At 69.6% G+C, this 12,439-nt stretch carries 11 protein-coding genes; 2 read left to right on the top strand and 9 right to left on the bottom strand.

Annotated elements, in window-relative coordinates:
- Nucleotide 1: 1 nt before the first annotated feature.
- The 4 genes from OHS03_RS33085 to OHS03_RS33070 are packed head-to-tail and all read right to left on the bottom strand — an operon-like array spanning nucleotide 2 to nucleotide 5,214.
- Entirely contained in the window at nucleotides 2-226 is a 225-nt protein-coding gene (locus OHS03_RS33085; protein ID WP_056818173.1) for a DUF167 domain-containing protein, read from the bottom strand.
- Entirely contained in the window at nucleotides 186-1,187 is a 1,002-nt protein-coding gene (locus tag OHS03_RS33080; RefSeq protein ID WP_328659411.1) for a DUF4349 domain-containing protein, read from the bottom strand. Before OHS03_RS33080 ends, OHS03_RS33085 begins: the two co-directional genes overlap by 41 nt.
- Before the next feature lie 57 nt (nucleotides 1,188-1,244).
- Nucleotides 1,245-4,700: an error-prone DNA polymerase gene (locus OHS03_RS33075; RefSeq protein WP_328659409.1), complete on the bottom strand. Its 3,456-nt coding sequence runs from the start codon at nucleotides 4,698-4,700 to the stop codon at nucleotides 1,245-1,247.
- Nucleotides 4,701-4,758: 58 nt separating this feature from the next.
- Nucleotides 4,759-5,214, bottom strand: a complete 456-nt coding sequence (locus tag OHS03_RS33070; protein ID WP_063816123.1) for a hypothetical protein — start codon at nucleotides 5,212-5,214, stop codon at nucleotides 4,759-4,761.
- Nucleotides 5,215-5,346: 132 nt separating this feature from the next.
- Here OHS03_RS33070 and OHS03_RS33065 point away from each other — a divergent pair, with 132 nt between their 5' ends.
- Complete coding sequence (locus tag OHS03_RS33065; protein ID WP_328659407.1) at nucleotides 5,347-6,303, top strand: SDR family NAD(P)-dependent oxidoreductase; 957 nt, start codon at nucleotides 5,347-5,349, stop codon at nucleotides 6,301-6,303.
- Between the two features lie 68 nt (nucleotides 6,304-6,371).
- Here OHS03_RS33065 and OHS03_RS33060 read toward each other — a convergent pair whose 3' ends face one another.
- The 4 genes from OHS03_RS33060 to imuA' form a co-directional block, all read right to left on the bottom strand.
- On the bottom strand, nucleotides 6,372-6,812 hold the full coding sequence (locus OHS03_RS33060) for a GNAT family N-acetyltransferase (RefSeq protein WP_328659405.1): 441 nt from the start codon (nucleotides 6,810-6,812) through the stop codon (nucleotides 6,372-6,374).
- Between the two features lie 74 nt (nucleotides 6,813-6,886).
- The gene (locus tag OHS03_RS33055; RefSeq protein WP_328664521.1) at nucleotides 6,887-7,813 is read right to left on the bottom strand and encodes a ferredoxin family protein; all 927 of its coding nucleotides are present in this window, start codon (nucleotides 7,811-7,813) and stop codon (nucleotides 6,887-6,889) included.
- Between the two features lie 95 nt (nucleotides 7,814-7,908).
- Complete coding sequence (locus OHS03_RS33050; RefSeq protein WP_328659403.1) at nucleotides 7,909-9,480, bottom strand: DNA polymerase Y family protein; 1,572 nt, start codon at nucleotides 9,478-9,480, stop codon at nucleotides 7,909-7,911.
- 192 nt (nucleotides 9,481-9,672) lie between these two features.
- Nucleotides 9,673-10,413 (bottom strand): DnaE2-dependent mutagenesis accessory factor ImuA', encoded by a 741-nt coding sequence (imuA', locus tag OHS03_RS33045; protein ID WP_328659401.1) that lies wholly within the window; start codon nucleotides 10,411-10,413, stop codon nucleotides 9,673-9,675.
- A gap of 199 nt (nucleotides 10,414-10,612) precedes the next feature.
- Here imuA' and OHS03_RS33040 point away from each other — a divergent pair, with 199 nt between their 5' ends.
- Entirely contained in the window at nucleotides 10,613-11,746 is a 1,134-nt protein-coding gene (locus OHS03_RS33040; RefSeq protein ID WP_328659399.1) for a serine/threonine-protein kinase, read from the top strand.
- On the opposite strand, the gene OHS03_RS33035 is transcribed toward OHS03_RS33040, so the two are convergent.
- Nucleotides 11,747-12,382, bottom strand: a complete 636-nt coding sequence (locus tag OHS03_RS33035; RefSeq protein WP_056819208.1) for a response regulator — start codon at nucleotides 12,380-12,382, stop codon at nucleotides 11,747-11,749. It abuts the gene before it with no gap.
- Nucleotides 12,383-12,439: the final 57 nt, after the last annotated feature.

Raw genomic sequence — 12,439 nt, 5'->3', positions numbered from 1 at the left:
CTCAGTCGATGTCGAAGCGCTTGAACCGCGAGGTGGCGCCCGCGGTCAACCGGACGGCGGACTTGGCGACGCCGAAATGGTCGGCGAGGAGTTCGATGGCCGCCTTGTTCGCCTTGCCCTCTACGGCCGGGGCGCGGACGTAGAGGGTGAGGGAGCCGTCCTCAGCGGTTTCGACCAGTGGGCCTTTACGGCTGTTCGGTTTGATCGTCGCCCGCACTGTGGGCACCGGGGGTCTCCTTCGCCGACGCTGTCTGTTCGGTGGCGCCTGACGCGGTGGTTGCCGGAGCGGGAGCCGTGGCCACCGGCGCGGTGGGCACATGCGCTCCGGCGCGACGGCGCCTGCGCAGCAATCGCAGTGCGGCATAAAGCAATCCGCCGATCACGGCGAGGAAGCCCAGCCACGGCACGGCCTTGCCGACGAAGACGATCGCGTCCTGCAACCAGTCGATCAGCGAATGCCAGCCCGAGACGATGCCGTCCCAGAAGTTGTCCGGGTCGCCGGGTGCGTTCTTGTCGTCGGCGGTGAGCGTGATGGTGAGCGTCGACAGCGCCACCTGATCGTCGAGGCTGCGTTTCTGCGCGGTGAGGCTGTCGAGTTCGCCCTGCCTGCTCGACAGCGCCTCTTCGGCGGCGATCAGGTCGGCGGTGTTGGTGGCACCGGTGATCAGCGCTTTGAGCCGATCGACGGAGGCTTGCAGTGCGCGGATGCGGGCATCGAGGTCCTGCCACTGCATGGTGACATCGTCGCGATTGGTGCTGACTCTGGTGACCGTGCCGACCCCGCCGAGGCCGGTGATGAAGGCATCGGTCTTGTCGGCGGGCACCCGAACACTGAGCACGGCGCGAGCCGCGCGCTTGTCGGTGCCGGGTTGTTCGGTGCGGCTGTCGATTCGGCCGTCGACGGCATCGACCTGCCCGGTGACGGTCGCGGCGGCGGCGATCGGATCGGGCGAGGTGACATCCACCGACCCGGTGATCACCTCTTTCCGGTTCGACTGATCCGTCGGCGCCGGACTGTCCTTCTGCGGTGCGCCTTCCCGGAACCCGGGCGCCACAGCGGGTGCGGGCCCGCCGAGGACGGTGGGCGCGGTAGCCCGACCAGCCTCGTCCTCGCTGTCGTCATCGCCGCACCCGGCCAGGAACAGGAGTCCGAGTAACGCGATCATCACCACGGCAAGCTTGCGCATATTTCGCAGCGTAGTGCGTGGGTGGGTCGGTGACTCGTGTTCGAAGGCGGAGCAGTGTCAGCGGAAGTCGCGGGAGCGGGCGACGATGGTCAGGTCCAAGTGTTCGAGGTGGTCGGCGACGAGGCTGGCCGCGCCCTCGGCGTTTTGGATGCGGCCACGGATGAGCAGGGCGGTGGCGTTCTGGGCGAGGCGGCGGTAGCGGGTCCACAGGCCGACCGAGCAGACCACATTGACCATGCCGGTTTCGTCTTCGAGATTGAGGAAGGTGACGCCCGCGGCGGTGGCGGGGCGCTGACGGTGGGTGACAGCGCCTGCCACCAGGATTCGCGCGCCGTCCTCGACGAGCAGTAGATCGCAGGCGGGGACGACACCGAGCGAATTCAGTTGGGCGCGAAGAAATTCGGTGGGGTAGGTGTCGGGCGAGATACCGGTGGCCCAGACGTCGGCGGCGGCGAGTTCGAGTGCGCTCATGCCGGGCAGCGCGGGTGCCGCGACGGCGGGGCCGGTGCCGGGCAGGAGGTTCGCGCGTTCCTGGGCCGCCGCTCCTGCCGCCCACAGCGCCGCCCGCCGAGAGCTCGTCGCCGAATGCTCGGTCGAAGTGTCGACCAAGCTGCTCAACGCGCCTGCGGTAGCGAGGGATTCGGTTTGAGGAATGGTCAGTTCGATGCGGCCGGTGAGGTCGAGCATCGAGGTGAAGGGGCCGTGTTCGGCACGGGTGGCGACGATGCGGTCGGCGAGGTCGGTGCCGATGTGGCGCACGCCCGACAGGCCGAGCCGGATCTCGGTGCCCGCGTTCTCGAGGGTGGGTTCGGCACGGCTGGCGTTGATATCGGGGCCGTGCACGCGCACCCCGTGGCGGCGGGCATCGGCGACCAGCGACTGCGGTGAGTAGAAACCCATCGGCTGCGCGCGCAACAACCCGGCGCAGAACGCGGCCGGATGGTGCAGCTTGAACCACGACGAATAGAACACGATCGCGGCGAAGCTCTGCGAATGGCTTTCGGGGAAACCGAAATTGGCGAAGGCGTAGAGCTTCTCGTAGATGCGGTCGGCGACCTCGTCGGTGATGCCGTGCAACTTCCGCATGCCCTCGTAGAACCTGGTCTTCAACCGTTGCATCTTCTCCGGCGAACGTTTGGATCCCATCGCACGGCGCAGCTGATCGGCTTCGGCCGCACTGAAACCGGCGACATCGACCGCCATCTGCATCAGCTGTTCCTGGAACAGCGGGATGCCGAGCGTGCGCGTGAGCGAGCGCTCCAGCGAGGGATGGTCGAACACCACCGGTTCCTTGCCGTTACGCCTGCGGATATAGGGGTGCACCGAGCCGCCTTGAATCGGTCCGGGACGGATCAGCGCCACCTCGACGACCAGATCGTAGAAATTACGCGGCTTCAGCCGGGGCAGCGTCGCCATCTGCGCGCGCGACTCCACCTGGAACACCCCGATGGAGTCCGCGCGTTGCAGCATCTCGTAGACGCCTGCTTCGGTGAGGTCGAGCGCGTGCAGTTCCACTGTCTCGCCCTTGTGCTCGCGCACCAGGTCGATCATGTAGTGCAGCGCCGACAGCATCCCGAGGCCGAGCATGTCGAACTTGACCAAACCGACCGCGGCGCAATCGTCTTTGTCCCACTGCAGCACACTGCGCCCGGCCATCCGCGCCCACTCCACCGGGCACACATCGGCGATCGGTCGATCACAGATCACCATGCCGCCGGAGTGGATGCCCAAATGCCTGGGCAGACCGTCGAGTTCGCCCGCGAGTTCGAGAACCGTGTCCGGGATATCGGTACCCGTCTCGGCGGCCACCCCGGACCAGCGGCTCACCTGCTTACTCCACGCGTCCTGCTGTCCGGGTGAGAAGCCCAGTGCCCGTGCGGCATCGCGCACCGAGGACTTACCCCGGTAGGTGATCACGTTCGCCACCTGAGCGGCGAAGTCGCGCCCGTACTTGGCGTAGACGTGCTGGATGGCCTCCTCGCGGCGGTCGGATTCGATATCGACATCGATATCGGGTGGCCCGTCGCGCTCGGGCGAGAGGAACCGCTCGAACAGCAGTTGGTTGCCGACCGGGTCGACATTGGTGATGCCGATGGCGTAGCAGACCGCGGAGTTGGCGGCCGAGCCCCGACCCTGGCACAGGATGTCGCTGTCTTTGCAGAACTGGACGATGTCGTGCACCACCAGGAAATAGCCGGGAAAGTTCAGGTCCGCGATCACCGCTAGTTCGTGGTCGATCTGCTGATACGCCTCGGTGTTTCGCTGCCTCGGCCCGTAGCGGCGCGCCGCGCCCGTATAAGCGAGGTCGCGCAGCCAGGAGTTCTCGTCGTGGCCGGGCGGCACCTCGAACGGCGGCAGGTTCGGGGCGATCAGCCCCAGGTCGAACGCGCATTCGCGAGCCAGCGTGACCGCGTTCGCCACCGCGTGCGGGTAGTCGGCGAACAGGTGCGCCATCTCCGTACCCGAACGCAGGTGCGCACCGCCGGTGGGAGCGAGCCAGCCCGCCATCTCGTCGAGACTGCTCCTGGCACGGATCGCGGCCAGCGCCATCGCCCGTCGACGTTGCGCCGGTGACGCGAAATGCGCACCGGTGGTGGCGAGTACGGGAACATCGAGCCGGTCGGCCAGCGCGATCAACAGGGCGTTGCGCTCGTCATCGGTGGCGATGCCGTGATGGGTGAGCTCCACACTCACCCGGTCCGAGCCGAATCGCTCGATCAGATCCCGCAGTGCCGCTTCGGCTTTCGGCAGCCGGATATCGCCACCGCGCAGATCGTGTTCGAGCGCGGTGCGCAGGTGGCCTTTTCGGCAGCCGGTGAGAATGTGCCAGTGCCCGCCCGCCGCCGCTGCGAGCGTGTCGAGGTCGTAGCGCAGCACGCCCTTCTCCCCTGCGGCCATGTGCGCCGTGGTCATCTCCCTGGAGAGCCGCCGGTACCCCTCCTGCCCCCTGGCCAGCACCAGCAGATGCGGGCCGAACGGGTCGGGAGATCCGGTGCGCGGCACCGAGTCCGGCGCGTGCGCGTGTCCTCGCTCGACCACGTCATCGGCAGTGGCCCGCACTCCGCCCCGAGGGACAGAACGGCGCCGGACCGCATCCCCTCGGCCCGGCGCCGCCTTCGCATCGGTTCCCAGTGACAGTTCGGCACCGAAAACCGTTGGCATTCCCCATTCCCTGGCCGCCTCGGCGAACCGGACGGTCCCGTAGAACCCGTTGTGGTCGGTGAGCGCGAGCGCTTCCAGACCGAGCCGCACCGCCTCCTCCACCAGCTCCTCCGGCTGACTCGCGCCGTCGAGGAAGCTGTAGGCGGAGTGGGTGTGCAGCTCGGCGTAGGGCACCGTCGGGCCGGTCGGCCGGTCGAGCCCGCCGGCGTGGTACTCGCCGCGTTTGCGTGACCAGGCCGGACTGTCGCCGCCGTCGCCGGGGTGCATGTCCTCCGCGGGCCTGCCGCTCGGCTTGCCCGAGAGTACCCGTTCCAGCTCCGACCAGGTCGGCGGACCGTTGCTCCAGCCCATGCACCCACTCCTCTCACGACCCCCGCATCACCACATCCCTTTCGTGTTGGAAGACAACTCAATTCGCGGGCAAGCGCTCCATCGACCGCGATTCCAGCGCGGCCTCCACATGCCCGAGACCCGAGCGGATCACCGCGCCGTAGGCATCGTTGGCGAGCACATCCAGGTGCCCGCGCGCGATGGCCAACTGCATCCGCGCCATCTCGAAGTCACCGACGCGGCGGTGACTGTCGGCCAGGTTCAGATACAGCGAGGGCAGGAACCCGCGCAGCCCCTCATCGAGCGGGATGCCCGGCCCGAACACCGCGGCCAGCGCCCGCTGGTCCCACAGCAACGCACCCTCCGGCAACTCCTGCACATCCGCCAGGTGATGTGCCACCACGCAGCGATGCAACGGGTCGCCGCCTTCCCCTATCTCACTCCACAGCCTGGTCAGCGCCGCGCGCGCCGCATCAGGGTCGCCACCGCCGAGCCGCACCGCGGCATAGATGTCCGCCATCCGATCGTCCGCCATGCGGACCAGTATCGCACATACGTTCGAATAATGGCGAGAGGCGTTCGAGCATATTTTCGAGTTTCTCGAGGAACCTGGCCCTCGAACTTACTTTGGAGTAAGTTCGAGGGAACGAGCTGCAAAGGAGCAGTGATGTCTCAGGTTTCTCCAGGTGAACGGGGCCGCAAGCGGCGCGATCTCACCGGCAGGCATGTCGTGATCACCGGCGCGTCCTCCGGGATCGGACGGGCCGCCGCACTCTCGGTGGCCGACAAGGGCGGGATCGTGTTCCTGCTCGCGCGCCGCGCCGACGAACTGGCCGCGGTGGTCACCGAGATCGTCGACGCGGGCGGGCTGGCCTACGGCTACCCGTGCGACGTCACCGATTCCGAATCCGTGGATTCGGCGGTCAAGGCCATTCTCGACCAGCACGGCCACGTCGACATGCTGGTCAACAACGCGGGCCGGTCCATCCGCCGCGCCATCCACCGCTCCACCGACCGCCTGCACGACTTCGAACGCACCATGGCGGTCAACTACTTCGGCGCGCTGCGGATGACGTTGGCCCTGCTGCCACAGATGCGCGAACGCGGCTTCGGCCACATCGTCAATATCTCCAGCGCCGGCGTGCAGGTGGCCACTCCCCGCTTCGCCGCCTATCTCGCCAGCAAGGCGGCCCTGGACAAGTTCACCGAGGTCGCCTCGGTCGAAACCCTGGCCGACGGAGTCACTTTCACCACCATTCACATGCCGTTGGTGCGCACTCCGATGATCGCCCCCAGCGGCGACCAGGGCCCCTCCGAATCCCCCGAGTGGGCCGCGGGCACGATCGTCCGTGCCCTCGCCGAACGCCCGAGACGCATCGACGTCCCCCTCGGCACCCTCGCCGAATACGGCGGCATCATCACCCCCAAACTCCGCGACCGCATCTTGCACCGCTACTACCGCGCGCTGCCGGATTCCCCTGCGGCCAAGGGCGAATCGGCCGAAGACTCACCCGCCCCAGTCCCGATCCCCCGGGCAGATCCGAAAACCCCTTCCGCCGCCCGAAAAGCCACCGGCACCGCCCTGCGCCGCGCGGCCCGCTGGGTACCCGGCACACACTGGTGACCCCCGCGTAGTCACTCAGTTCGCCTCGGGCCCACCTGGATTCGGGGCACGACCGGTCCGCCCGCGATTCACTGCAGGTCGAGGGTGAAGTGGTGGGCGGTGATGGCCAGATGGTGGCGCATATAGAGGCGATGGGCGGCGGCTCGGGTGGGGCCGACGCCGGAGTCCAGGTGGATCCCCGTGCACCGCAGGCGCCGAGCCTCGGCGGTGAGCCAGTCGAGCACGCGGTCGGCGTGGCCTCGACCGCGTGCTGCGGGGAGGGTGGAGACATCGTCGACGTAGAGGTGGTGACCCCAGGCGGTGGAGTGTGATTCGCGGAATCCCGCCACCGACAGCGCTGTGGGAGAGCCCGGTTCGAAGATCCCGACCAGCCGGTAGCCCTCGGGTCGGAGTTCGGCGTCGATGAACTCGGCCAGCCGCGATGTCGTCTCCCACCGTGGGCGCAGCTCCAGCAGGGCAGGGCCCGCCAGCTCGGTTTCGTCCTTGCCGATTTCGCGGATGTCGCTCATGGAGTCGACGTTAGGGTCGCCGGGTGATCGCGCGGTAGAGCCATTCCGCCGTAGTTCCGATAGTCCACCGACTCTCAGCGGTCGGCGGACTGTTCGGGCTGGATGGTGGATGGCTCGCAGAGTTGTTCTACTGCAGCGGGTTCCAGGTAGGTGGCCGGCTTGGGAGCGGCGCCGCAGCTGGCTTGGCGCGGGGCGGCGGGGACGGTGCGGGCGGTGACGCGCCAGCGGCGGCCGTCGCGGTGGGTGACGACGGCGGCGCCCGCCAGGGTCGGGTCATCGGTGGGAGCCGGGTCGGGGTGGACGGTGAGGTCGGTGGCGCCGGCCGGGAACTGTTCGCGCACAGCCACTTCAGCGAGCTGGGAGATCGGGGGGTAGCAGCTGCGGCCGCGGAGACCGGCCAGGGAGACCTCGTCGACGTCGGCCGCTTCGAGCATCGCCTTGGCGGCGGGGGCGTCGACACGGCCGTAGGTGAGGCCGGAGGGAAGCAGGACGACCGCGGGGGCGAAACGGTGACCACCGGTGTGTGAGGCCTCCCAGACCCGGCCCGGGTAGTCGGCGGCAAGGGCGGCGGCGATCGGGCGGCCCAACAGTGCACAGCACTGGTCGCGTTTACCGTGAGCGCATACCAGGACCACCGGATCATCCACCCGCACACCGATTCCCGGTGCCGGTCCGTCGACGAGATGCAGATCGATGTCGAAGAGTTGGCGCAGGTCGGTGATCTCGAACCGCTCACACCAGGAGCCCTCCGGCCGCGAGCTGACCAGCAGCACCGTGCGGGTACCGGTGAACTCGTTGCGGCCCGGACGGCGGATCAGCGTCGGCCGAACCCGTGCCGCGGACGTCCGCGCCGCCAGTTCGGCGGTGATCTCCGGACCGAGCACCTCATCACCGATCACATCACCGCCCCACGCGCCGGGATGCTCGATACACAGCCATCCGGTGAAGTGCCCCGCGGTACCGAGCAGCGGAAGGTCGGCCGCGGCCGCCGTACACAACATGCCCTCGAATGGGTTCACAGCGCTCCTCCCGCGACCGAGCCTTCCGGGGCCATCCCCGGACAGGCGTCGTTTCACTCTAGAACCGGGGCGGTGGGCTACTCGTAGACGCCCTCGGCGTGCCACCGCATCGCGTCGTAGACGAGCAGGACGGCGCGGATTTCGGTGGGGTCGGCGTCGAGCTGGACTTGGACGCGCACGGCGAGGGAGGTGGGTTCGGCGGTGGACCACCAGCGTTCGGCGACCTGCCACGGGCCCGCCCAGCCCAGCAGCGCCCATTCCTTGCGGCCCCAGCGCAAACGGGTGGGGGTGGCGGTGAACAGACCGCGGTCGGTGACCAGGACGGGGGCGCCGTCGGCGGCGGTCAGGTGCACGACCGGGCGGTGCAGCAGGAGCAGGGTGGGGGCGGGTTCGGGGAGTCGACCCGGCCAGGGCTGGGTGGGGTCGGCGGCGGGGGTCAGTTCGTCGCCGAGGGCGATCATGGTGATGCGTTCGGCGGGGCCGCGGCCGCCGCTGAGCACGCCGATGCGGACCGCTTCGCCGCCGAGCAGGCCCTGCACGCGGACCAGGGCGCGGCGGGCACGTTCGGTCTCCTCGCCTTCGCCGCCCCACAGACCGAGTTGCAGCGCACCGGCGGCGACCACCTCGACCGGTTCCAGCGTGAGCTCCACGATCGGGCCGGTGGGGCGGGCGCGGTGGGTGAGCCAGCCGTCGAGCTGCCAGCGGACGCGGTCGGCGGTGTCGGCGGGAGTGAGCGGGCGGGCGCAGCGCCAGATCCTGGTGAGCTCCTCGCCCGCCTCGGTGCGCGCGGTGACGGCGAGCCGGGTGCAGGCCACGCCCGCCGCCGACAACACCGCGTGCAGCCGGGTGGACAGTTGCCTGCCCGCGAACGCGGCCGCGTCGACCCGGTCGATGGGCGGATCGCAGGCCAGCTCGACGGTCAGTTCCGGAGCGGGGCGGCGCGCCGACGGTGGGCGTTCCGGCAGCGCGCGGGCGGTGCGATGGGCGAGCACGGCGTCGGCGCCGAACCGGGAGGCCACTTCGGCGGGAGACAGACGGGCGAAATCGCCGATGCGGCGCAATCCCAAGCGCCGCAACAGGTCTACCAGCTCCGTGCGTTCCGGTGCGGCCAGGCTCGGTTCCACCGCGAGTTCGGAGACCGAGAGCCCAGCGAGGTACTTCGCGCCCTCCCCCGGCACCACGATCGCCCCGCGCCTGGCCGCGATCACCGCCGTCGACATGGCATCGGCGATCCCGATCTGCGCCTCCGCTCCCGCTACGGCGACCGCGTCGATCAACCGCACCACCGCGGCCTCCTCGGAGCCGAAATACCGTGCGGCACCGCGCGCCCCGAGCACGATGAGCCCGGGCCGCAACACCTCGACGCCCGGCACCGTCTCATCGACAGCCCCCACCACCGGCTCGAACAACCGCGCGTCCCGATCCGGATCATCCTGCACGACAACAAGTCCCGGACAACATCCTTGCGCGTCCCGCCGCCGCATCCCCCGCCGCACACCCTCGGCCCGCGCGATCGCCGAACACGCCACCACCGAACTGCCCCGCAACACCGCGATCGGCCGCTCCGCCGACACCCCCTCCGCCGCGGCCGCCGCCACCGCGGGCCAGTCCAGGCACCACACCGCCAGCACCCGATCGACACGCGTCACCACGACACCGCCGATCCACACGCCACACCACGTCCGAACCGAGACACCCACGAATTCGGTCGGCGATCGGCATCGGCGTGCCGAGCGCGACTCGGGAACGAACGGGAGACCCGCGGCGACTGTCCGGCGACCGCCGGACAGTCGGTGGATCCCCTCACGCCCATCGGCCGGAACCCGACAACAGGTCGGCGGTCATGAGACGGCCTCGTGTAGCGCGGTGACTTCTGTCGCACCGCTGACATTTTCGCGAGGCAGCCATTCGGTGCGCCCGACCTGGGCGCACAGGTCCATGCGGCCGTGGCGGGTCTGGCCCGCCTTGGCGCTGACGCGCACGTCGAGGCAGACCGAACGCAGGCGTCCGCGACCGGCCCCGAGGCCGCGGTAGCCGGTGACGCGCGAGTCCAGGCGCAGGGTCGGGTTGGCCCATTCGCCCGCGACGACGAGGGTGGCGCCGCGATTGCGGGCGCGGGCGGCGAGGACGCGACAGCGGGCGGGCGGGACGGCGAGGCCGCCGAGGCCGAGGACCACCAGGTCGAGGCCGTCGAGCAGGACCGCGGCCACCTCGGCGGGGTCGGGGCCGGGATCGGCGATCACCGCCAGGTGGGACAACCGGGCGCCCATCTCCGCGGCGGCCAGCAAACCGAGCCGGGGCAGGCCGACCACCGCCGCGTGGCCGCCGTTTCCGGTGACGGCGGCGAGCAGTCCGGTCAGCAGGGAGTGCGCGCCGGTGTAGGCGACCACCGCCCCTTTGGGCAGCCCGCCATCGGGCAGCAGATCGGCCAGCGGCGGCGGCACCGGCAACAAATCGCGACGTAATTGCTGCTCACGCGGCATGTGCCCGGTCGCGGACTCACCGCGCCCCGGCACCGCGGCCATGCGCCTACGCAGCTCGTCGAGCATGCCCCGATCGGGCGACAACGCTTCCGAACCCATCAACACCACCTACTTCCACGATGGACCCGCGAGCGGAAAACCGCCCCGCACCGAAACAACAGCACCGTTTCAGCTATCGATCGTATTCGAATATACGTTCGATAGCGACCAGCGTGACACCCACCCCCACCCCGTGTCCACCGCGAAGCACCCCGAAGATCCCGGCCAGTCAGCGCCATATTCGGCTACCCTCGCACCCGTGACCGAACGTGCTCGTCCCCATATCGGCCCCGACTACCTGGTCGCGGGTCGCTACCGTCTGCAGTCCAAGCTGGGCGGGGGTGGCATGGGTGCGGTCTGGCTCGCGACCGATCGGTTGCTGAACCGGGAAGTCGCGATCAAGCAGGTGCTGTCCACCGCGGGACTGAGCGCGGCCGAGGCCGAGCGAATCCGCAGCGCCATCGTGCACGAGGGCCGGGTGGCCGCCAAGTTGTCGCACATTCACGCCGTCTCCGTGCACGACGTGGTGATCGAGGCGGGCGAGCCGTGGCTCGTCATGGAGTACTTACCCTCGCGCAGCGTGGCCAAGGCGCTCGCGCTGGTCGACACGCTGCCCGCGGTCGAGGTCGCCCAGATCGGCGCGCAGGTGGCCGACGCGCTCGCCGCCGCGCATGCCGCGGGCATCGTGCACCGCGATATCAAGCCGGGCAACATCCTCGTCGCCGACCGCGGCAACAACGTGGGCCTGGCCAAACTCAGCGACTTCGGCATCTCGCGCGGCGCGGGCGACGCCCAGGGTGACGAACCCGACGGTGTGATCACCGGCACCCCCGCCTACCTCCCGCCCGAGGTCGCGCGCGGCGCCCGGCCCACCGAGGCCAGCGATGTGTTCTCCCTCGGCGCCACCCTCTACACCGCGCTGGAAGGCCAGCCGCCGTTCGGTTTCGACTCCGACGAGAACGACGTCGTCGCCACGGCCGCGATGGGCCGGATCATCCCGCCCACCCGCAGCGGCATCCTCACCCAGCCGCTGCTGCACATGCTCGAGCCCGCGCCCCAGCGCCGCCCGACCATGGCCGAGGCCCGCGACGAGATCCTCACCGCCGCCTTCGGCCCCGGCACCGGCGCCTACATCCTCGGTGTGCCGCTGCGCGCCGAAGACGGCACCATCCCCGCCTGGTCCACCCGCAACTCCGCCAGCGGCCTGCGCAGCCCCAACTCCTCCCCCCTCCCGCGTCCGCACCGGGCCCCGGTCGCCGCCACCGCCGCCGCACCCCAACAGCGCACCGGCAGCTTCATCGACAATCTGCCCAACGGCGCCCCTCTCGCCATCGGCGCGGGCGTGCTGATCGGCCTGATCATCCTGATCGCGATCATCATCGCCGTGATGTGATCATTCGATCCGTCGTCGGTGCGCCCAACGGGTGAGCGCATTGCGATTGGACTGCTGGGTCTTGCGCAGCACATTCGACGCGTGCGTCTCGACGGTCTTCACCGAGATGAACAAGGATTCGGCGATCTCCCGGTAGGTGTAACCACGCGCGAGCAAGCGCAGCACCTCCAACTCTCGCGGGGTGAGCGAGTCCAATTCGGGATCGAGTGGCGGCTCGGGAACGGGCGAGCGCCCGGTGAACGAGTCGAGCACGAAACCTGCCAACCGCGGACTGAACACCGCGTCCCCGCCCGCGACCCGGCGGATGCCGTCGGCCAGCTCGGCACCGGAAATCGTCTTGGTGACATACCCGCGCGCCCCCGCCCGGATCACCGCGATCACGTCCTCGGCCGCGTCGGACACGCTCAACGCCAAACACACCGGCCCCTGGGCGATTCCGCTCAGCACCGCCACCCCACCACCATCGGGCATGTGCACATCGAGCAGCACCACATCCGGCTTCGCGGCATCGATCCCGGCGATCGCCTCGGCCACCGCCCCCGCCTCACCGACGACCTCCATATCGGTCTCGCGGCTCAGCTCGGCCCGCACCCCCGACCGGAAGACCGCATGATCGTCGACCAGGAACACCCGCACACTCACTACAAGACTCCTCAGTAGAACCGCTCGATCGACCTGCTGTCATCGGTACCA

Origin of the sequence: Nocardia salmonicida (assembly GCF_036142455.1) — a bacterium.
Classification (GTDB): Bacteria; Actinomycetota; Actinomycetes; order Mycobacteriales; family Mycobacteriaceae; genus Nocardia; species Nocardia salmonicida.
Note: the sequence above shows the minus strand (reverse complement) of the source record. Positions and strands in the feature narration are given on the sequence as shown.